We start from the raw sequence: 20,567 nt of genomic DNA on the forward strand, positions 1-20,567 counted from the left end.
TCAGGCGGCCGTCGGCAGAGTGACCTGGCCGCGATAGAGCAGCCGCACCCCGTCGGACCCGATCGCGGTGCGGCCGTGCAGCGTCCGCTGGTTGTCGATCACCAGCAGGTCACCGGTCTGCCAACGGTGCTGGTAGAGGTAGCGCGGCGAATGCAGGTGCGCCGACAGCTCCGCGAAGAATGCGGCGGAGTCGTCGGCACTGACGCCGGCGACGCGCACCTGCCAGCCCTGGGGCACATCCGGCGGGAATCCGAGTGCAAGGTTCAGCGAGCGTACGCGGCCGTAGTCGCGGGTGGTCGGGATCTCGTACCAGTCGGCGGGTACCTGCGGGAAGTAGCCCCGTTCCTCGACGAGGTATTCGAGCCGGCCGTCGGCAAGAACCTTGCCGAGGTGCGCCGGCATCTCGCGCCACGCGCTGAGCTGGTCGCACACCGTGGTCTCGCCGGAACCGGGCTCGTCGGCGAAGTCCTTGGCGTACAGGACGATCAGGTCGACCTGCTCGCCCACCAACAGTCCGTCGGTGTGCAGCGGGAGGGGGCCGCGGCCGGTGACGACCTTCCCCTCGTCCCTCGAGGCGTTGAGCAGTAACAGATCGGCCTGGCCCTCGCCGAACTTGTGATCCACGGTTTGACCGAGGAGGTGGACGAGCCGCTGGAAGGCGTTCTCGGTGAGGTCCAGATCGCGGGTCAGCGCGACCCCGCTGGTCAGCGCCGCATCGCGGGTCCGCCGGGCCAGCTCTTCGAGGGCCTCCCCGGGCGGCGACGTCAACACCGTGCCGAAACCCGAATCGGTCAGTGTGTTCTCAGCCATCATCATCTCCTCGTTCATCGGATCGTGGCGAGCGCGCGTGCGTAGACCTCGTCGGCGTTCCAGTCGTCGAGGTGTCCTTGGCCGGCCAGCGCCAGAAGGTCGGCGAAGCATGCTTGGTAGACGCGGGAGGGGTCGTTCTGCCCGGAGTCGGCGCTGAGCCGCCGCCGTACCCCGTCCTGCAGATTCCCGCCGTGGTGTACGGCGATCTTGCGGCGCCACGCGATGGCGGGGGTGACGTGGGCGGCCATCGCGGTCCGCAGATGGAACTTCTCCCGGCCGTCGCGGACCTTGCAGGCGGGGGTGGTCTCCAGCGCGGTACGCATCACCGGGAGCGTCCAGAACGGGTGGAACGTCTCGACGCCGTACGCCAGCGCCATCCGGTTGGCCAGCTCACCGCTGGTGCGGGTGCGCGCGACCGCCGCGATGCCCTGCTCGATCAGCTCGTCCGGGTGCTCGAACGGGGTGAAGAGCCCGGCATTGATGAGGTCGCTGCCGTACCCGGTGAGCAGCACGCGACCCGGTTCGACGACGCCGGACTGGTAGAACGCCGTGGCCGTGAGCGCCACCTCGACCACCTCCGGCGTGGTCACGCCGAGCCAGCGGACGGCGGCGGGGACGGCACGGATGATGCTGTCCTCGTCGAGCAGCAGCGGATGCAACTTGAGGCCGGCGACCTCGCACAGCTCCGCGGCGTCGGAGAACTCGTCTCCCCAGGGCGTGCCGACACTGTACGGCCGCACGTCGAGGTTCCGCGCCGCGGCCAGGTAGGTCACGGTGCCCGAGTCGATCCCGCCGGAGAGCAGAGATGCGTACGCGGCGTTGGGGCGTGCGGCGGCGATGTCGGCGATCACCGTCTCCAGCTCGGCAAGTTGCGCCTGCCCGGCAGCGAGCGGATCGTCCCGGAACGGCCTGCGGAACTGCTCGAGGAAGTCCTCGGCCCGGGTGGCGGTGCTGGTCAGCCAGCCCGAAGCGGTCCGGGCACGGCGCTGCCGGACCGAGTGGTCCAACCGTCGGATCCCGTCGACAAGCGTGGCCTCCGGATCGGTGCCCACGGGACCCGGGCGCACCCGGGCGGCGAGGCCCCACGCGGGCAGGATCGCCGCGGCGAGCAGCAGGTCGGTGAAGAGGGCGAAGCCGTCGGTCGCGGGGTCCTCGGCGACGTAGATGGCGTCCTCGTTGAACACCGAGGTGAACGCGGTCACGGCGTCCTCGGCCACCTGCAGGACGGTCCGCTGCGCCGGTTGCGTGGGCAGCTCGCCGAGCGCGGGCGTCGCCGTCAGCGTACGGACGTCGATATCGAACGGCACGGTCGTGGGCAGCCCTGCCGCGAGGCCACGGTGGTAGACGAACAGATCTCCGACCTCGACGCACGCGCCCATCGACTCAAGTCCGGTCAGGCGCCGGTTGGCGACGACCACCCAGCCGCCGCTCATGCCTTGCCCACGATCCGGCGCATCTCCCGCTGCGGCCGCCCCGAGGCGAATCCTGCCCGGTGTGATCTCTTGGCGTTGTCCCGCAGGACGTGCAGCCCTTGGATGTACTCGCGGTTCATCTGCGGCTTGGTGTTGCGCACGGCCGCCGGGTTGTATTCGGCGAAAGCCGCCGCGCGGGCCAGTGCGGTCGGCAGCACCTCGGCCGCGGGCACCGTTTCGTGCAGCAGTCCGTCCCGCAGGGAGGACTCGGCGGACCATTCGTCACACGACAGGAGCATGTGCTGCATCACCGAGCGCCCGACCGAGCGTTCCAGCATGAACGCGCCGAAATTGCAGGCGATACCGACCTTGAACTCGGGCATGCGCAGGATCGACGAGTCCGCACCGACCCGGTAGTCACAGGTGAGCAGGAGTTGCAGGCCGATCCCGATGGCATAACCCTCGACGGCGGCCACGGTGGGCTTGGTGACTTCGAGGCTGGCGACGTAGAGCTCGGTGATGTTGTCGATCCACTCGTCCACCTCGTCACCGCCCGAGAAGTGGCTGACCTCGTGAAAATCGCCGCCCACGGCGAAGGAGTTGCCCTCGCCGCCGTGCAGCACCACGGCGGCCACCGCGTCGTCGGCCTCGACCTCGCGAAGGATCTCGGTGAGCGCACGCATCCGGCCGTTGCTCATCGCGTTCGAGTGGTGCGAGCCGTCGAACGAGACCTGCGCGACGCCGTTCTTCGTTGCCACCGTGAAGGTGTCGCGGGGTTGTGTCTGGACAGCGTTGTTCATCGAGCTGGTCCTCCATCATCTTCGGGGCGGAAGATGTCGCAGAAACGCACATCTCCCGGGTTGAGCACGATGACTACTCATTCATCAACACATGTGGTGACTTGTTCAGGAGGAGACCGACGTCGGCGCCGAATGGGTCGGTCGACCCGCTCGAGCGACGAGGCCGGCGGAGACCTGTCCGGTGGCGACCTCCTCGACCGGTCCGGTCAACCGGATAGCGCCGCCGGCGTCGATGGACACGGTGACGGCACCGCCGCGCATCCGGACGTGAACCTCGTCGCCCACCAGACCGAGACGCCGCACCGCAGCTGCCGCCGCGCACGCCCCGCTCCCGGACGCGAGCACCGGCCCGGCACCGCGTTCCCACACCATGACCTCGAGCGAACTCCGATCGCGCACCACCGCGAACTCCACGTTGACGCGGGTGCGGAACGCGGAGTGCCGGCCGATCAGCGGCCCCAGCTCCCGCGCGGCCGACCCGTCGACAGCCGGTAGGACGACGACCGCGTGGGGGTTTCCGTTGTGGACGCAGGTGACCCGAAGGGTCCGGCCGGCGACGGGCAACGCGTGGTCGACGACCGGACCGGAACCCCCGACCAGGCCGACGGCGTCCGCGTCGAAGTCCGGCCGACCGAGGTCGATCGACACCAGTCCCGTGGACCGGTCCAGTACCTGGATCCTGGTCTGGCCGAACCCCGTGTCCAGCACGAACTCCGCACCGTCGTCCCGGGACAGGTGCAGGCCGAGAATGCGCAGCCCGTTCGCGCTCCGCTCGCACGGGCTCCCGTCCGGGTTGAACAACCGGACCGGTACGGGCTGATCCGCGCCCGTGGGCGAGCCCCGGAAGACGATCCCGTCCGCGCCGATCCCGAAGTGCCGGTCGCACATCGCGACGGCTGTCGCCGGCGCGGCGGGTAGCCCGTCCTGCGGGTCCACGACCAGGTAGTCGTTGCCCATCGCCTGGTACTTCGCGAAGCGCGGTAGGCCGGCCCCTCGTGGCGAGGTCACCTGCGGCTGCCGTCAGCCCACCGTGGGCGGGTCTCGGCCAGCCGTTCGTCCAGGTAGCGCGCGGACGAGTTGAGTCGCCACAGTGTTCCGCGCGCGATGCCGATCCGCATGGCCTCGGAGGTCGCCGCCGGCTTCACCACGTTGTGGAACCACCCGGCTGCGTGCTGGGAGTCGACCGTGATGTGCAGTCGGTGGTAGGTGATGCCGACCTCTGGCAACCCCAGTCGCTCCCACGCGCGCACGACGCACACGAACCGGTCCGGCACCAGCCACTCGGTCATCCCGAGGTAGCCGACCGCCTCGGCGTACCGGTACCGGTAGCGCGACAACATCACCGCGAGGTTCCCGGACAGCAGCGCCGTGCCCGTGAGCCGGTCGGCGACCTCGTCCTCCCGCACGTCGAAGACCTCGAAGATCCGTCGGAAGAGCGTGGTGTGCACCTCGTCCGGCCGGCCGTTGCCCATCTCGTCCCAGTAGTTCGCCGCGATCTCCATCTTCGCGGGACCGTCGGTGCCGACCTGCATGAGGGCGAGCAGGTCGTCGAACCTCGCGTCGATGACCGACTCCTGGATCATGTACAGACGCAGGTCCTCCGCGTCCGCGAAGTTGCTGATGAAGTCGGTGTAGTAGGGGTGCTTGTACACCCGGTGCTGCTTGGCCAGCGCCTTCAACCAGGAGACGTAGGCGGCCGGTTCGCTCGGCATGTCGTCCAGCAGGCCGGCTTCGATGCGGGCGTCCTCCGCGGCGCCGGTGGCGGACTCCACCAGGCGGGCGATCTCGTGAATGACGACCGATCCCTCGGCGCTCGGTTCGCCCGGAGCGATCCGCAACCCGAGGTCATAGATCCGGGCGAGGATCTGCTGCTGCTGCAGAAATGCATCCGGGTCACCCGCGGCGGCCCGGAGGTTCAGCTCTCGCACCCGATCGAGAACCTGTTCTCGCAGCGCACCCTGCACCGCGCGGTCAAGCTCATCCGCTGATATCGACAGCCAATTGGAGATGTCGTCGACGACAGACGCCGTACGTTGCACAGAAGCTGTTTGTTGCACGGTGTACCCCCATGGAAATGATGTGTCATCTGATATCGGTCGCGCGCTGCGGAGGTTGCCATTCCTCGACCTCGACGCGGTTGTCGTGGAACACGGCACCGCCGCCCATGTCGGCGTCCCGCTCGTTCACCGTCGCGTTGACGGTCGAGCCGCCGGTGAGCTTCATCCAATGGCCCTTCGTGGTCGCCACGACTCCGCCGCGGACGTGTTCGGAGGCGTACGCGGTGGAGACGAAAGAACCGCGGTCGTTGAAGACCACGACGGGTGTGCCGTCGGTCAGCCCACGAGCGGCCATGTCGTCCGGGTGCAGCTCGACCCGTGGCGGACCAGCCCGACGCCGTAGTTCCGGCTTGTTGGCGAAGACCGAGTTGAGGAAGAAGTGCGAGGCGCCGGCGATCAGCGAGAGCGGGTACCGCGCGGCCAGTTCCGGGTCGGTCGACTCGCGTGGCGGGGTGTATCCCGCCACCGCCTCGAACCCGGCTTCCACGGCTCGCTCGGACCGGAATTCCAACTTGCCCGACGGCGTCGGGAAGCCGTCGGCGAACGGCACGAAATCGGCCGGATAACTCAGTCTCGCCCAGCCGTCTCGGCGTAGGGACTCGACATCGATTCCGGCCAGCGACGGATGGTCCGACGCCAGCAACTGGGCCGCCAGTTCGTGGTCCGAATCGTAGAGACTCGGCTCGGACAACCCCATGTGCCGGGCGATCCGGCGGAAGATCTCCGTCGTGGACAGGCAGTCGCCCGGAGGGGCCGTCGCCGGCTCGTTCCACGCGACGTACATGTGGCCGTAGCCGTCGAGAACATCGAGGTGCTCGGTCTGCATGGTCGCGGGCAGCACGATGTCGGCGTAGTCGGCGGTGTCGGTCTGGAAATGGTCGACGACCACCGTGAACAGGTCTTCACGGGCGAGCCCCTGGCGAACGCGTTGCTGATCCGGGTTGCTGACCACCGGGTTGGCCCCGTACACGAACAGCGCCCTGACCGGCGGCGTCAGGTCGAGGAGGTTCTGGCCGAGCAGGGTCATGGAGAGCCGCCGCACCGGCGCCGCACGCAGGTCGCTGCGAAGAAGTGCCTCCCGGTTACCGCCGAAGTATCCGTCCGTCGAGTAGGTGAGGCCACCGCCCAACCTGCCCCAGTCGCCGGTGACGCCGGGCAGGCAGGCGAGCACGCGAACGGCCGCGCCGCCGCCCGCGTGGCGCTGCATCCCGCTGCCGGCCCGGATGCCGGTGGGTCTCGTGGTGGCGATGCGTTTCCCCAGCTGCTCGATCTGCGCGCGGGATACGCCTGTCAACTCCGCGGTCCGTTCCGGAGTGAACTGCTCGATGCGGGCGCGGAACTCGGGCCACCCCACGGTGTGGTCGGCCAGGTAGGCGTTGTCCGCCCCGCCGGCGGCGACCACCACGTTGAGCAGGCCCAGCGCGAGGGCGGCGTCGGTGCCGGGTCGCGGTGCCAGGTGTTCGTCGGCCTGCTGGGCGGTCCGTGTGGCGACCGGGTCGATCGCGACGACATGCGCGCCCTGCTCGCGTGCCTTGTTGATGAACCGCCACTGGTGATGGCTTGTGGTGAGGGTGTTGACGCCCCACAGCACGATCAACCGCGAGTGGGCCAACGACTCCGGATCGATGCCGCGGTGGGTGCCGGTGGCGAGGTCCGCGCCGACCAGCCCCGCCACCGAGCAGATCGTCATGTCGTGCTCGGAGGCGCCGAGCACGTTCCACAACCGTGCGCCGGCCTGGCCCTGGAGCCCTTGGAGGTAACCCAGGTTGCCCGTTCCCTGGTACGGCCAGATCGACTCGCCGCCGTACTGGCGACGAACCTGGTCGAACCGTTCGGCGATCTCGTCGAACGCCTCGTCCAGGCTGATCCTCGTGAACCTGCCGGTGCCCTTCGAGCCGGTGCGTCGCAGCGCATGACGGAGCCGGTTGGGCGATGCCGCGTGGTCGAGGTACTGGTTGACCTTCACGCAGAGAGTGCCGTGGGTGAAGGGGTGCTCGGGGCGACCGCGCAACGTGACGGCGGCACCGTCCCGGACGCCCACTATCCAGCTACAGGCGTCCGGGCAGTCCAACGGGCAGCCACCCGCGACCTCACGGTCGACCACAGTGCCACGTCTACCCGCCGTCCTCATTGCGCCAAGGGTTTGCTGTTGAGCACCGCCTGGTCGTGCTCCTCGCCGTACCAACGCTCGGACCAGCGCGAGAACGCGGCGATGACGATGTCGCGGTGGCCCTCCTGGCCGGAGGTGTCCGGGTGCAGGTCCGTGACGTCGTGCGCGACGGCGCGATCATCGAGCAGCGCGGCGTGACCAGGCTGGACGGTGCCACGCCAGAACGGCTCGGAGGAGTCGAGGCCCTTCCACAGCCGCATCTCACCCCCGGTCACGTTGTGCCTGTTGAAGACCAGGATCGCGACGTACTCGTGCCCGTCCTTGTGGACGCCCTCCGGGGTGACCAGCCCGGGTTTCGCTTCCGTGGCGCGGCTGCGGTTCTGGTGAACGTTCACCTGCCAGCTCTCGGAACGGTCCAGTGGCAGCTCGGCGGCGACCGCGTGCAGGTAGGGGAGGAAGTCGGCCTCCAGGGGCTCGTACTCGCGCATGATGCCGCCCGCGACCGTGTTGTACTCGCGGGACTGGCCGTAGGGGCGGTGCGGGAGAAGCTCGAAGGTCCAGGCGTCGGAGACGTAGTCGAGCTTGTACTGCGAGAAGCGCTTGTAGCGCGTCTTGTTTCCCATGTAGACGTCGAGCGGGACATTGTCGTAGCTGTCCAACACCTCCGGCGAGATCGGAGGCAGATCGATGATGGCATAGCCGTCGACGAGTCGTGACATTCGAGATTTCCGTTCTGCTGGGCAGTCGTCTGCGGGAGAGGTGCCGATTGGCCGAATCGTGATGGCGACGAGAAGACTCGGGGGTCATCGTTGTCACCCCGATTTGTCGCCGACTCTTCAATTGCCCTGTGACCTGGGCATTTATATCGAAGTAAGTGAATAGTATCCAGTGCGCCTAGTGGGCGTCAAGGCCGTCCGTACGAGAGGTTGCTTACCGAAATCTGCTATGGAAAATGGGCATCCGGAAACCCTCGATGCCGTCAGCATCGAGGACCATCACCGACTCGATCAGAAGTGCCTGGTCAACTCTCCCCGGCGCCGGATGTCGAGAGAACAGCAATGCAGTCCGCCCCCGAGGGAACGGCCGTGCCGGAACCGCACGGGCACCGGCTCCACGCCGGCCTGCTCCAACTGACGCATGAGGGAAACCTGGTTGGACGGGACGAGCACGCGATCCGGGCCGAGCGCGAGGAGGTTCATGCCGACCCAGCGAGAAGCTCGTGGCCAGTCGAAGGCGAAACCGTCATCCTCGATATCGTTGACCCACAGCGTCTTCCAGCTCCGTAGTGGGCTCGGAATCATTTGGGGTGTCATTTTGGCGGCATTGGCCAACAGCAGGCCCGGCCGAAGTATGTGCAGTGTCGTGTCCACGTGATCGGCGCAGATGGACATCTCGTGGACCGTGAAATCCGGCCCCAGAACCCGCTGGAGCCAACGCGCACCTCGCCGGTTACCGGTGCTGCTGACGTTGAAGAAAATGTCGTACCCGCACCGCAGGAGGTTCGCGGCGTCGAACAAGGGTTCATCGTCGGCAACGACGGAGGCATTCGTCTCGTAGATGTACGTGGAGTCAGGCAGCGCCGGCTTCGGCGCCGACAGCCAGCGGGCTCCGGAATCGAAGTACTCGCTCAGCAGGCCGCGGTACGGGAAGACCTCGAAGTACCGGGACCGCATCGGCATCGGAACCTCGATCAGCGTGTCACCGATGACCGACAGGCAGTCTCGCGGCATGAGCGCGTGCATCGCGACGGACGCCCAGTTCGGCGACGCGTAATGCTGGCCCGGCACCAGGGGGTCGGGGCGTCGCACGGTGACACCGTGCGACTCGAGCACCGCGGTGAGATCGCGAAAGTCCTCTTCCGCTTCGTCGATGACCCGATCCAGCAGCGCGCTGGGGATCTTCTCGCCCTCCGCCTCGGCCGGCTGTTCGAAGAAGTGGCGGAGGGAGGGGTCCACCGGCGGGGGAGTGAAGCCGACGGCGGTGCCCAGGACGACCTCCTCCAGCGGGTCCCAGTCGTTACTGCTCCACACAGCGTTAACGGTCATAGGCAATCCCCTCGATCAGGTGGCAGGTAGCCGGGCACGTCCACGCCTCTGCGGTCGCGCGCGGCAGGATCAGAGCCGCCGGGCGGCCGCGTTCTGGCCGGAGACCGCCTCACCGCACGCGGACACGGTCGCCGGACCGCACCGGACCCGCAGTGATGACCCTCGCGTACACCCCGAAGTTGGTGTTTCTCTTTTCGGCCAGTACCCGGAGGACCTCCTTGTCGCGGGGCACGCCCGGCTGCGGCAGCGTGACCGTCACGCACCGCTCGGTCTGCTCGGTGATCTCGAGTCTCGTGGTCTCCCCGATGAACACCTCACGGCCGATCCAGTTGTCGTCGAATTCCGGCCCCCACTGCCCGGCGATGACGATATTGGGCCGGAAGCGGGCCACCGGGACCACGGTTTCTCCCGGCACCTCGGCCGCGAGCGCGGTGAGGGAGGAGCGTGAGATCAGGTGGACCGCGCCGATGTCGAAGTGCGGTGTGCCCGATTCCCGGGCGGCCCGCACCGGCTCGCCGGCCAGCGCCGTGAGCGCCGCGTCGAGGTCGGGGTCGCCGGCAGCCAGCACGGCGCCGGTCGGCGTGTGCACCTCGACGCGACCGTGGCGTGTGCGCGCCGCGTAGTCGAGCAGGCCGTTGAGGCGACGGACGTGCTTCCAGGTCTTGCAGCTGCCCACCCGCCCATCCGGGAAGGTGGCGGCCCACTCGCGGTCGCCGGAGACTCCTCGGCTGTCGAGCCGTACGTCATCGACCGTCTCGCCCTGCATGGACTTGAACGGGTACCGGTAGAGTGCTTCGACTGTCGCCTCGACAGCGGACACGAGAGACTCCTTCGCGCGAGGCCCGGACGGTTGGCCGGGTCGGGTCATCGGTCGAACAGCACCAGGCTGGCCAGAGCGATGAGGACGGCGCTCGACAGGTAGTTGAGCGCACGGCCCACCCGGGGACGTGTGGCGATCTTGGAAGCCAGGGTGCCTCCGGTGACCCCGACGGTGACATCGATGGGCAGCGCGGTCAGCGGAACGATCAAGCAGAACCCGATCAGGACCAGCAGACCCGGGTCGTCGAGACTGACGATGATCTGCGGGACCAGGGCGAGGAAGAACGTGACCGTCTTCGGATTCGTACCCTCGACCACGAAGCCCTGGAGGTAGCTCCGCAAGCCGGACACCCTGGCCGGTCTCTCGGTTCTTACCGTGAACGGCTGGTCACGGAGCCCCGAGATGCCCAGATAGAGCAGGTACGCCGCACCGGCGATCCGCAGCGCCGTGAAGGCCATCTCGGACGAGGCGATCAGGGCGGACGCGCCGATCGCCGTCAGGAGCGCCCACATTGCACTCCCGCTGGCCAGCCCGAAGGCCGCGAACACTCCGGCGATCCGCCCGTTGACGACGCTGCGCGACATCACGTAGAGGATCGACGGCCCGGGGCTCAGGTTCAGCAGGAACGCACTGAGAGCGAACGAGGCAAGAATGGTGAGCGTCATCCGGCTGGCCCTTTCTGCTGAGCTCCGGAAATGCGTCGCCGATGCGACGGAGTCACAGGTACGTCTCGAGTTCGCCGCGCCGGCGGACGTCCAGCGAACAGCAGTGCAGTCCGCCGCCGAAGGTGCGGCCGTGCCGGAAGCTGGTGGGGACCGCGGTGATGCCGGCGTTCTCCAGCTGCTTGATCACCCGGGTCTGGTTGGCCGGCACCACGACCGTGTCGGGGCCGAGGGCCAGGATGTTCATGCCGACCCAGACGGACGCGCGCGGCCAGTCGAAGGCATAGCCGTCGTCCTCCGGTGTGTCCACCCAGATGGTCTTCCAGGACCGCAGCGGGGCGGGAATCCGATCCGGGGTGAGGCGTTCCGAGTTGGCCAGCAGCAGCCCCGGCCGCAGGATGTGCAAGGTCGTTCCGACGTGATCACTGCAGATGGAGATCTCGTGCACCCGGAAGTCCGAGCCCAGCTGCCGGCGTAGCCAGGCCGCCCCCCGCCGGTTGCCGGTGTTGCTCACGTTGAAGAAGATGTCGGTCCCGCACCGCAGCATGTTGGCGGCGTCGAACAACGGCTCGTGCTCCGCCACGACCGAGGCACCAGGTTCGTACACGTAGGTCTCGTCGGGCAGCAGGGGCTTGGGTGCCGAGAACCAGGAGGCGCCCGCATCGGAGTACTCCCGGAGCAGGCCCCGGAACGGGGCGGTCTCGAAGTAGCGGGCACGCATCGGCATCGGCGCCTCGATGATGCGGTCGCCGACCACCAGCAGGCAGTCCCGCGGCATCAGCGCGTGCATGGCGACGGATTCCCACTCCGGAGTGGCGTAGCGCCGGCCCACCGTGGTCGCGTCCGGACGGCGCACCCGTACGCCGGCACTCGTCAGCGTCTCGGTCAGCTGGGCGAAGTCCTCCTCGGTCTCGTCCACCACGCGTTGCAGCGTGCTGGCGTCGATCCGCTCGTCCCCGGCGTCCGCCGGAGGCTCGAAGAAGTGCCTCAGCGAAACGTCCACCGGAGGCGGGGTGAGACCGGTCGCGGAGCCGAGAATGACCTCCTCCAGCGGATCCCAGTCGTTGACACTCCAGACGGTGTGCGTCATCACTGCTCCTTGGTTCGACTCGGTCGGAGGCTGAGGCCGAATGGCTGGTCCGTGGGCATGAGCTCGATGAGGCTCACGTTGACTCGCTGCGGCTGGGAGATGCACCACTCCACGGCCTCCGCGATGTCCTGCGGGGTGAGCGGGTCGGTGCCGTCGTACAGGGCGTCTGCGCGGTCCTGATCCCCGTCGAACCGGGTCAGAGCGAATTCCGTTCGGGCCATGCCGGGGGCGATACAGCTCACGCGGATGCCGCGGCCCTCCAGATCGGTACGCATGTTCAGACTGAGCTGGTGGACGAACGCCTTGGTGCCGCCGTAGACGTTCCCTCCGAGGTACGGGTACACCGCGGCGATGGAGCCGATGTTCACCACGTGGCCGCGACCGGCGGCCAGCATGAGGGGCAGGGCCGCGCGGACGCAGTGCAGGAGTCCCAGCACATTCGTGTCGACCATCTCGCGCCAGTGGCGCAGTTCGGCATCCTGGATCGGGCCGAAGCCCTTCGAGAGTCCGGCGTTGTTGACGAGGATGCCCACATCGGAGAACGGTGCGGGCAGGTCGCTGAGGGCGTGGGCGACGGCGTCTCCGTCGCGTACGTCGACGGTCAGCGGATGCACCAGGTCGTGGCCGAGACGGTCGGCGAGCTCGGTGAGTCGTTCGCTTCGACGGGCCAGCGCCACGACCGGCCGCCCGGTCTTCACCAGTCGCTCGACGGTGGCCCGGCCGAAACCCGATGACGCGCCGGTCACTATCGCAGAAGGCAGGTTTGTCACTGTTCTGTACCCCTTTCCCGTAGGTCGACGACCGTCAGATCCGGCGGCGGTAGACGACGGAATTGCGCGTGGGATCCAGTTGGCTCACCCAGCGCCGAGGCGCGGCAGCGGGCTCGACCTCGACGAACCCGTGTCCGAGGAACCACGCGTTGGTCGGGCTGGACGCCGCGTACAGCGCGCGCGCCGCTGACCGGGCCGCCTCCTGGAGGATCCTGTCGAGCAGGAGGCTCCCGGTCCGGCGGCCCTGGAAGCTGCTCTGGACGCACAGGTTGTCCAGGACCCAGTCGTTCCCGAAACGCTGGATGCCGGCGCAGGCCACTATCCGGCTGTCGTCCTCGACGACCAGGAAGTCGGCGTGACGGCGGACAAACTCACCGACGTCGCGATGGCGCAGCCGACCGAGTGCTACGAATGGAGCGGACAGTTCGTGCAGGGCCTCCGCGTCCGCCCGGCGGGCTCGTCGCAACGACAGGAGGCGAGCCTGACTGACGGAGGTGTTCACCGAGACATCTCGTTGAACGTGGCCGAGGCGTTCGAGATCGGGCACCGCCACTCCGCCGGCTGCGGCTGTCCTGAGTACTGGAGGGCCTCCGGCTGCTCCCCGAAGTCCGCGAGGTTCGGGTTGAGCGACCCCTGCAGCCGCAGCTCGCGGGCCCGGATCTTGTCCTGGAGCGAGGCGTAGAGCCCGTCCTGCTTCAACCGGTCGAACTGCTTGTGGGAGTTGAAGACGAGCACCGGGTGCGTGAACCGACGGGAGATCCTCGACGCCTGGGCGTGCAGACCCACGACGAAGAACGGATGTCCGGCGACGCTGTAGGCGAAGTCCAGGGCGTGGGGGTCACTGGAGACGCCCGGCGCCCACGGGTAGTTCTCCCGATCCACCTGGCGAAGCATGGCGAGCTGCGTCCAGAGGGTGTGCTCGAACTCCACCTCGCTCAGCTGCCGCGGATTCTCGAAGATCGCCGCGAAGGAGCTGAACCTGGTCTCGTGCAGCCGGGTTCGGTCGACGAATCCGACAATTTCCCGGTGCAGTTCCCGAGTGCTGTCGACGTCGAGCATCGACTTCAGTTCGACGCAATGCAATTGCTTCTGGCGTACCGACGCGCGTGCTCCGAGGCAAGAGAAATCGGTGCCCTCAATCCAATCCTCGAATGCTGATGTCAGAGGTCTGGATATTTGGGCAAACTCGTCCTGTCGAGCCATCGAAATTCCCCCGTAACTTGATTGCACCACCGTGATATAGGCACGATCATGACCCCCCGGTCATCTGTCTTGGACAAGCATCGCCAGTGATGTAGGCTGATTTCTTGACGGCGAGTTGACAGCGACGTCGACACGGTGAGGTGCGACCTGAGCCGCAGGGTATTTCGGGCTTAGGGTATCTACGGGGGCATTGTGGGCTTGATGGTTCTTGGGCCGGTGGAGGGCAGATCGCAGGGTCGGCCGTCGTCGATGGGACGACCGCAGCAGTGCACGGTTCTGGCCGCGCTGGCCGTGGAGGTTGGACGGACGGTGCCGGCCGACGTGCTCGTCGAGCGGGTGTGGGGCCAGGAGCCACCCGAGCGGGCGCGGCGCACGTTGCACAGTCACATCACCCGCATCCGGCGATCGCTGGAGATGATCGACACGGAATCCGGGGATCCGGCCCGGTTGCTGCTGGGCTCCGGGGGCTACCGCCTCGACATGGCGCCCGACGACATCGACCTGCACCGCTTCCGCAGGCTGGTGAAGCGGGCCGACAGGCGACTGTGCTCCGAGGCCGAAGCGCGGGTACTGCTCCGGCAAGCCGTCGCCCTGTGGCGCGGCGAGCCACTGGCCGGCCTGACCAGCGCCTGGGCGGAGCGCACTCGCAACGCGTGGACGCTGGAGCGGCTGGACGCCGTGGTCGCCTGGGCCCGGACGGAGCTGGCGATCGGGGACCCACAGGCGGTCATCGCGGAGCTGAACGTGCTGGCCTACGACTTTCCGCTGGTGGAGAGCCTGGCGGCGACGCTGATTCAGGCCCAGTACGCTGCGGGACGCACGAGCGAGGCCCTCGACCGGTACGCGGCCGTGCGTCGGCAGATGGTCGACGCGCTCGGTATCGAGCCGGGTCCCGAGCTGCAGCAGGTGCAGCAGGCGATCCTGCAGGGTGACCGGATCGGACCGAGCGTTCCGGCGATCAGCCGTGATGCCGTTGTCGCACCGCAGGTCCGGATCACGCCGCGGCCGACCCATGCCGCCTCCGGGCCCGCACCGCGCCGGCACCTGGTCGTTCCGGCGCAGCTGCCGATCGACGTCCGGGGGTTCGCCGGCCGCGAATCGGAGATGGCCCAGTTGTCGGGCATCCTCGAAAGCTCCCAGGCGGAGAAGCAGCCCGCGCTGTGCGTCCTCTGGAGTGCCGCTGGGTCAGGCAAGACCTCGCTGGCGGTGCACTGGGCACACCGGGTGGCGCAGCAGTTCCCGGAGGGGCAGCTCTACGCCAACCTGCGGGGCTTCGAGCCGAGCGGCGTGGTGGTGCGGCCGGAAGAGGTCATTCGCATGTTCCTGGACGCGTTCCAGGTGCCGCCGCAGAGCATTCCGATCAGCCTGGAGGCGCAGGCGGCGTTGTACCGCAGCTACCTCGCTGGACGCCGAATGCTCGTGGTTCTGGACAACGCGCGCGACGTCGACCAGGTCCGGCCCCTGTTGCCCGGCGCCCCCGACTGCCTGGTCCTGGTCACCAGTCGCCGTGCGCTGCCCAGCCTCGTGGCGAGCGAGGGCGCTCATCCGATCGCGGTCGGCCCGTTGCCGTACGACGAGGCCAGGAGGGTGCTCTCCAACCGGCTGGGCGCCGCCCGGGTCGCGGCGGACAGTGCGGCGGTCGACCGGCTCATCGCCCGGTGTGCCGGGTTGCCGCTCGCCCTGGCCCTCGTCGCCGCGCGCGTCGCGACCCACCCTGACCTGGACCTCCGTACGTTCGCCGATGAGCTCGACGCGGCTGTCGGATCGACCGAGGTGCCGGCCGAGGCCGAGAGGGGTGTCCACGTCGTATTCGTGTGGACCTACCGCACGCTGAGCCCGGCCGCGGCGAGGCTGTTCCGCCTGCTGGGACTCTCGCCCGGTCCGGACATCGACGAACTGGCCGCGGCCCAACTCGCGGCGCTGGACCTGACCACGACCAGGACGTTGCTCAATGAGCTGAAGGACGCCCAGATGGTCAGCGAGCACAAGCTGACCCGGTTGTCCCTGCACGAGTTGCTCCGCGGGTACGCGATGGACCTGGTCCTCGCGGTGGACAGCGCCCAGGAGCGCTCCGCCGCCGTTCGCCGGCTGCTCACCCACTACGTGACCTCGTCACGCCGCGCCGCCGTACTGCTGGAGCGGCATCTGTCCCAGGAGGCCGCGGAGGGCCCGGACGCCGAGTTTCCCCGTATCACGACGGCCCGGGAGGCGGTGGCGTGGTTCACCGCCGAGCACGCGATGCTGCTCGACATCGTTCGCCGGGCCGGGGACGAGGGTCATGACGCGAGCCTGTGCAGCCTCGCCCGATCGCTGATGGAGTACTTCAACCGCCAGGGCCACTGGCGGGACCAGATCAACACGCAGCGGCTCGCCCTGGACGCGGCCCGGCGGCTCGGCGACCGGCGCGCCATGGGTCAGGCGCACCGCGGCATCGGGGTGGCCCATGCCTGGCTGGGCCAGTACGACGACGCGTACACGCACAGCCGCAGTGCGCTCGACCTCGCCTGCGAGGTCGGTTCGACGCGTGATCAGGCCCAGGCGCATCTGGCCCTGGCGCGCGTGTTCGAGCGGCAGGGCCGCCACCGCGAGGCGCTCGACCACGATCAGGCCGCCCTCATGCTGGCCGAGATCGCGAACGACCGGTTGGCGCACGCGGTCTCGCTCAACAATGTCGGCTGGTCGCTGGCCATGCTGGAGCAGTACGAGGCCGCCAAGGACCACTGCAGCCGGGCCCTGGTGGTGCTGCGGGAGATCGGCGATCCGTCCGGGCAGGCGGCGACCTGGGACAGCCTGGGCTACATCAACCACCAGCTGCGCAACTCGGCCGAGGCGATCGAGTGCTACCGCGAGGCGATCAGGTTGAATCGGGAGGCGGGGAACCGTTACGCCGAGGCCGACAGCCAGCACCACCTCGGCAACACTCTGCTGACACTGGGCGACTTCGCGGGTGCCAAGGAATGCTGGCAGCAGGCCGTGGTCATCCTCGACGAGTTGAACCACCCCGACGCCGAGACGGTGCGGGAACGGCTGACCGGTCTCGAGCAGGCGCAATCCGGGACCGGCTGGGGACGCTGATCGGCCGACCGGCCGGCCCCAGCGTGGGCCGGCCGGCCGAGCTCGCGGCGGCCCGGAGAGGGCCGTGGTCGTTGACTCAGGAGTCGTGGCTGCTGTGGGCCGTCCCTGCCCGCAGGGGTACGGGAGCCACCAGGAGGGCTCGCCCTCTCGGCAGAGTGGTGACGGCGGCGACAAGCACGGCCGCGGCGGACGCCGAGATGAGCACCGTTGGGTCAATGAACTTCCCGACGGCGGCCAGTGTGATCCCGGCGAGCGGCATCGGCACAATCAGCAGCATGCCGAAGAGCCCCACGGTCGCCGCGTAGTTCTCCAGTGGCACCCGACGCGCTCTGACGACCCGGATGTACACGCTGAAGAACGCGTCGAGCAGCAAAAACGTACCGAGGCATCCAGCGAAGACCCACAGCCGGGCCGCCAGCGCGAGGCCCAGCGCGGCCAGGCACATCCCCACCGCGACCGCCATCCCGATCGTCGACAGCGACGCGCGCGAGGTCAGCCGGTGGAAGGTCAACAGACCGACGATGGCCGGCACGCTGCTCGCCGCGTACATCAGGCCCAGCTGACTGCTGCTGGTCCCGAACGTTCCGAACGCGATCTGCGGCGCAGCCCCGTTGATCAGCGCGAGCACGTAGTTCAGGCCCATGGTGACCAGGACGATCCGGCGCAGGACGGGGTCCTCGAGCGCGGCGCGTACGGTCGCGCGCAGGGTGCGCTTCGCTGTCGACGGGGGCGCCGTGCCGCCCGAGGGGACCGATATCGACATCCGCAGCGAGACTCCGAACAAGCCTGCCGCCACGAACATCAGCACCGGCGGTGGGAACGACAGCACCACGCCCGCCGCCGCCGGCCCCAGGACTATCGCCGCCTGCTCGAAGGCGGTCAGCTGGGATTGGAATCGCTCCTGCCCCTCGGGGCCGACCAAGGACAGTCCAATCTTCTCGCCACCGACGAATGTCAATTCGAAACAGAGGCCCACGACCATCGCGAATATCATCAGCACCGGCAGCACCGCACCGGGATACACCGCCATCATCAACCCGGCCACGAGCGCGGTCGCGGTCCTGGTCGAATCCGCCACGACCATCAAGGTCCGCTGCGGTATGTTGTCGAGCCGCAGAATCGCTGCCGACAGTCCCAGAAGTCGCGGTCCCCATTGGAAGAAGACCGCCGCGCCCGACCAGCGCACATCGGCGGTCACGGTGTAGGCGAGTACTGGTACGGCGAACAGGATCAGGTAGTCGCACAGCCAGCTGGCGAACCGCATTGCATAATATCGCGCGATAGTCACGGCAGATACGCGGCAACTGGTCGCAGTTCCCGGCCCAGTCGCTCGTTGATCGCCAAAGCGGTGTCCGGATCGGAAGCGCGATAGCGGACATAGGCCACGCGCCGAAGGGCCTCATAGGCCGAGGGAATCTGTTCGCCGGCGGGGACCAGCACCTTTCGTTCCACGACATCGGCGTAGCGCGGCACGTCGTCCCATCCCTCGATCTGCGCGTAGGCGGTGATGCTGCCGGGGTCCACGAAGCGGATGCCCGCTGCCCTCCCGGATGCCGCTTGTTCGTCGAGACAGGTGTCCGGGTTCGCGTCGACCGCCATCAACAAGGCGGCGTCCGCCATCGACACACCTGTGACGTCGGCGACCAGGTGCACGATCTGGTCTCCCGGCAGTCGTGCGGCGATCTCCATGAGTACCGGTCCGTTCGGGGACAGGCGTACCTCGCAATGGAACACGCTGTCGTCCAGCCCGACCGCCCGGACCACCTGGCCGACGTACCGCTCGATCGCACCCTGATCGCTCGGTCCCAGAGGGGCGGGCGTGATGTGACCGAGCTCGACAAAGGTCGGCTCGGGGCCGAGCAGCTTCCTGGTCACCGCGGCGATGCGCACGTCGCCGCGCCACACGTATCCGTCGGCGCTGTATTCATCGCCGGAGACGTATTCCTCAATGACGACCTCGTCACCGAGTGGCCTGCCGAGGTCGACCATCCCGTCCGCTTCGATGGCGGCGTACGCCCGCACCGCCTCAGCCGTGTCACGCGCCTTCGAGACGTGGATGCTGCTCGCCGACTCGACAGGTTTGACCACCACCGGGAACGTCAGCGCCGCGCACGCGAGCTCCGCCTCGGCGCGGGAGGCCACCTTCCGGTGTCGGGGCGATCGGACGCCGGCGCGTTGCAACGCCGCGCGCATCTCGGCCTTGTTCCGAACGAGCGCGACAGCGGTGGTCGGCAGGCCAGGCAGGCCGAGTTTCTCCGCAACCAGGGCCGCGATCTCGACGTGGAACTCCGAACCGGCGACGACACCGTCGAGCCCAGCCCCCGCCGGAGAGCGATTCACGGCTTCGACGATGGCGTGTGCGTCATTCGTATCCACCTGGATGATGGTGGATGCCAGATCCCTGGTCGCCGCCGTCAGAGTCCGGTCTTCGGCATCGAAGCTGGCAACCACGGTGTTCCAACCCATGGCTGCGGCTCGGACGACGAGCTCGTTGCCGGAAGATACCGGTTCAACGATGAGTACTGATGTCATCGTTCCTCTTGAGTCGTGTACTGCACATCGCGGCCGCAGCGAGAGCCCCGAGAAGGGCCACGGCTTCGGCTACCGCCCCGATGACGCCTCGTGGTGGACCAGACCACGTTCTCTCGTGACTGATGCTTGCCACACCGACAATGCACGCCCGGGCTTGCACAAACCTTGACGGTTTGTTGACGATGCAGCTCGGCCGCGATTGCCAATGGGTGCGGCTCGTCGCCGGGAGCGGCGGCGACGGCGGCAAGCCGTCCCGCCCGGGTACGCCCGAGAAGCGCGGCGTGCGATGAGCGAGGGGACTGGACGATGCTCTGCCGACGTCCAGACCGCCCGAGCAGTATCTCGTCACCTCGCCCGCGGAAGAAGGGGAGATGCCTGTCGGTGTGGCTCGCCGTCACGCGCCGGCCCTCACCCGCCCATCGGCGGCAGCCGGACCTCGTCCTCGGTGAGGATGGCCTGGCGCAGGTCCCGCAGCCGCCGGCTCGGCTCCAGGCCGAGTTCACGGCGCAGCGACGAGCGCAGCCGGTCGAAGGAGGCCAGCGCGTCGGCACCCCGCCCGCTGCCGTGGAGCGCGACCATGAAGGCCGCCTGCAGACGGTCCCGCCCCGGGTGGGTACGGGTCAGCGCGGTGAGTTCCGGTACGGCTCGCGCATGCCGCCCCAGACTCAGCTCGACCTCCAGCCGGTCCTCGATCACCTGCAGCCGCGACTCCTCCAGGCTCATCGCCTCCGGCTCCAGCACGCCATCGGCGAGACCGGCGATGGCCGGTCCGCGCCACAGGTTCTCGGCCCGCAGGAAGTACCCGACGGCCTCCGCCGCGCGACCCGCGGCCAGCGAGCGTCGTGCCTGGTGGGCTTCCTCGTCGAACCGGGTTCGGTCCAGCTCGCCGGGCTCCACATCCAGCAGGTAACCGCTCGGCCGCCGCACCAGCGCGCGCTCGGGCAGGCCACCGGCGACGAGCAGGCGGCGCAGGGCCGCGGCGCAGTTACGGATCTGATTCGCTGCGGTGGCCGGCGGCCGCAGCGGCCACAGGCAGTCGACCAGCCTGTCGACCGGAACCACCCGGCCGGCCCGCAGTAGCAGTACGGCCAGGATCCGCTGCTGCCGGCGTCCGCCGAGTGACAGGGGCGTTCCTTCGACGGACGCTTCCAGCGGGCCGAGGATCCGGAAATCCATGCGAT

At 68.4% G+C, this 20,567-nt stretch carries 18 protein-coding genes; 1 reads left to right on the plus strand and 17 read right to left on the minus strand.

Annotation, left to right across the window (positions count from 1 at the left end; all coding sequences use genetic code 11):
• The 14 genes from AC3EN4_RS06910 to gntA all read right to left on the minus strand — a co-directional run bounded on the left by AC3EN4_RS06910 (nt 1) and on the right by gntA (nt 13,779).
• On the minus strand, nt 1–810 hold the full coding sequence (locus tag AC3EN4_RS06910; RefSeq protein ID WP_435205081.1) for a TauD/TfdA dioxygenase family protein: 810 nt from the start codon (nt 808–810) through the stop codon (nt 1–3).
• A gap of 14 nt (nt 811–824) precedes the next feature.
• A complete protein-coding gene (locus tag AC3EN4_RS06915; RefSeq protein ID WP_435205082.1) occupies nt 825–2,243 on the minus strand; it encodes an asparagine synthase-related protein in 1,419 nt (472 codons plus the stop codon).
• A complete protein-coding gene (locus AC3EN4_RS06920) occupies nt 2,240–3,022 on the minus strand; it encodes an enoyl-CoA hydratase/isomerase family protein (protein WP_435205083.1) in 783 nt (260 codons plus the stop codon). The genes AC3EN4_RS06915 and AC3EN4_RS06920 overlap by 4 nt, the downstream gene beginning before the upstream one ends.
• A 105-nt stretch (nt 3,023–3,127) precedes the next feature.
• A complete protein-coding gene (dapF, locus tag AC3EN4_RS06925; RefSeq protein WP_435205084.1) occupies nt 3,128–4,030 on the minus strand; it encodes a diaminopimelate epimerase in 903 nt (300 codons plus the stop codon).
• Nucleotides 4,027–4,950, minus strand: a complete 924-nt coding sequence (locus AC3EN4_RS06930; protein ID WP_435205085.1) for an iron-containing redox enzyme family protein — start codon at nt 4,948–4,950, stop codon at nt 4,027–4,029. Before AC3EN4_RS06930 ends, dapF begins: the two co-directional genes overlap by 4 nt.
• Nucleotides 4,951–5,104: 154 nt before the next feature.
• Complete coding sequence (locus AC3EN4_RS06935; protein ID WP_435205086.1) at nt 5,105–7,183, minus strand: molybdopterin-containing oxidoreductase family protein; 2,079 nt, start codon at nt 7,181–7,183, stop codon at nt 5,105–5,107.
• A 23-nt stretch (nt 7,184–7,206) separates the two neighbouring features.
• Complete coding sequence (locus AC3EN4_RS06940; protein WP_422735649.1) at nt 7,207–7,908, minus strand: 2OG-Fe dioxygenase family protein; 702 nt, start codon at nt 7,906–7,908, stop codon at nt 7,207–7,209.
• A gap of 288 nt (nt 7,909–8,196) precedes the next feature.
• Nucleotides 8,197–9,234 carry a hypothetical protein gene (locus AC3EN4_RS06945; protein ID WP_435205087.1) on the minus strand — a complete coding sequence of 346 codons (1,038 nt, stop codon included), beginning with the start codon at nt 9,232–9,234 and terminating at the stop codon, nt 8,197–8,199.
• Nucleotides 9,235–9,343: 109 nt separating this feature from the next.
• Nucleotides 9,344–10,054 carry an MOSC domain-containing protein gene (locus AC3EN4_RS06950; protein ID WP_435205088.1) on the minus strand — a complete coding sequence of 237 codons (711 nt, stop codon included), beginning with the start codon at nt 10,052–10,054 and terminating at the stop codon, nt 9,344–9,346.
• A 44-nt stretch (nt 10,055–10,098) separates the two neighbouring features.
• Entirely contained in the window at nt 10,099–10,719 is a 621-nt protein-coding gene (locus AC3EN4_RS06955) for a LysE family translocator (protein ID WP_422735646.1), read from the minus strand.
• A 52-nt stretch (nt 10,720–10,771) separates the two neighbouring features.
• Nucleotides 10,772–11,806 carry a hypothetical protein gene (locus AC3EN4_RS06960; protein ID WP_422735645.1) on the minus strand — a complete coding sequence of 345 codons (1,035 nt, stop codon included), beginning with the start codon at nt 11,804–11,806 and terminating at the stop codon, nt 10,772–10,774.
• Nucleotides 11,806–12,552, minus strand: a complete 747-nt coding sequence (locus tag AC3EN4_RS06965; protein WP_435205089.1) for an SDR family NAD(P)-dependent oxidoreductase — start codon at nt 12,550–12,552, stop codon at nt 11,806–11,808. Before AC3EN4_RS06965 ends, AC3EN4_RS06960 begins: the two co-directional genes overlap by 1 nt.
• Before the next feature lie 58 nt (nt 12,553–12,610).
• Nucleotides 12,611–13,123, minus strand: coding sequence for a GNAT family N-acetyltransferase (locus AC3EN4_RS06970; protein WP_435205090.1), 513 nt, complete (start codon nt 13,121–13,123; stop codon nt 12,611–12,613).
• Nucleotides 13,075–13,779, minus strand: coding sequence for a guanitoxin biosynthesis heme-dependent pre-guanitoxin N-hydroxylase GntA (gene gntA, locus AC3EN4_RS06975; RefSeq protein WP_435205091.1), 705 nt, complete (start codon nt 13,777–13,779; stop codon nt 13,075–13,077). Before gntA ends, AC3EN4_RS06970 begins: the two co-directional genes overlap by 49 nt.
• Before the next feature lie 249 nt (nt 13,780–14,028).
• On the opposite strand from gntA, the gene AC3EN4_RS06980 reads away from it, so the two are divergent.
• Nucleotides 14,029–16,854, plus strand: coding sequence for an AfsR/SARP family transcriptional regulator (locus AC3EN4_RS06980; RefSeq protein WP_435205093.1), 2,826 nt, complete (start codon nt 14,029–14,031; stop codon nt 16,852–16,854).
• Between the two features lie 76 nt (nt 16,855–16,930).
• Here AC3EN4_RS06980 and AC3EN4_RS06985 read toward each other — a convergent pair whose 3' ends face one another.
• The 3 genes from AC3EN4_RS06985 to AC3EN4_RS06995 all read right to left on the minus strand — a co-directional run bounded on the left by AC3EN4_RS06985 (nt 16,931) and on the right by AC3EN4_RS06995 (nt 20,562).
• A complete protein-coding gene (locus tag AC3EN4_RS06985) occupies nt 16,931–18,118 on the minus strand; it encodes an MFS transporter (RefSeq protein ID WP_435205095.1) in 1,188 nt (395 codons plus the stop codon).
• 20 nt (nt 18,119–18,138) lie between these two features.
• A complete protein-coding gene (locus AC3EN4_RS06990; RefSeq protein WP_435205096.1) occupies nt 18,139–19,386 on the minus strand; it encodes an ATP-grasp domain-containing protein in 1,248 nt (415 codons plus the stop codon).
• 408 nt (nt 19,387–19,794) lie between these two features.
• Nucleotides 19,795–20,562, minus strand: a complete 768-nt coding sequence (locus AC3EN4_RS06995; protein WP_435205098.1) for an AfsR/SARP family transcriptional regulator — start codon at nt 20,560–20,562, stop codon at nt 19,795–19,797.
• Nucleotides 20,563–20,567 lie beyond the last annotated feature (5 nt).

The sequence above is a fragment of the Micromonospora sp. bgisy143 genome (assembly GCF_057708145.1).

Bases quoted from the DNA above. Each gene is read 5' to 3' on its own strand.
- AC3EN4_RS06920 (WP_435205083.1), bottom strand. From the start codon at position 3,022: ATGAACAACGCTGTCCAGACACAACCCCGCGACACCTTCACGGTGGCA.
- AC3EN4_RS06910 (WP_435205081.1), bottom strand. From the start codon at position 810: ATGGCTGAGAACACACTGACCGATTCGGGTTTCGGCACGGTGTTGACG.
- AC3EN4_RS06960 (WP_422735645.1), bottom strand. From the start codon at position 11,806: ATGACGCACACCGTCTGGAGTGTCAACGACTGGGATCCGCTGGAGGAG.
- AC3EN4_RS06980 (WP_435205093.1), top strand. From the start codon at position 14,029: ATGGGACGACCGCAGCAGTGCACGGTTCTGGCCGCGCTGGCCGTGGAG.
- AC3EN4_RS06945 (WP_435205087.1), bottom strand. From the start codon at position 9,234: ATGACCGTTAACGCTGTGTGGAGCAGTAACGACTGGGACCCGCTGGAG.
- AC3EN4_RS06940 (WP_422735649.1), bottom strand. From the start codon at position 7,908: ATGTCACGACTCGTCGACGGCTATGCCATCATCGATCTGCCTCCGATC.
- AC3EN4_RS06915 (WP_435205082.1), bottom strand. From the start codon at position 2,243: ATGAGCGGCGGCTGGGTGGTCGTCGCCAACCGGCGCCTGACCGGACTT.
- gntA (WP_435205091.1), bottom strand. From the start codon at position 13,779: ATGGCTCGACAGGACGAGTTTGCCCAAATATCCAGACCTCTGACATCA.
- AC3EN4_RS06985 (WP_435205095.1), bottom strand. From the start codon at position 18,118: ATGCGGTTCGCCAGCTGGCTGTGCGACTACCTGATCCTGTTCGCCGTA.
- AC3EN4_RS06955 (WP_422735646.1), bottom strand. From the start codon at position 10,719: ATGACGCTCACCATTCTTGCCTCGTTCGCTCTCAGTGCGTTCCTGCTG.
- AC3EN4_RS06995 (WP_435205098.1), bottom strand. From the start codon at position 20,562: ATGGATTTCCGGATCCTCGGCCCGCTGGAAGCGTCCGTCGAAGGAACG.
- AC3EN4_RS06990 (WP_435205096.1), bottom strand. From the start codon at position 19,386: ATGACATCAGTACTCATCGTTGAACCGGTATCTTCCGGCAACGAGCTC.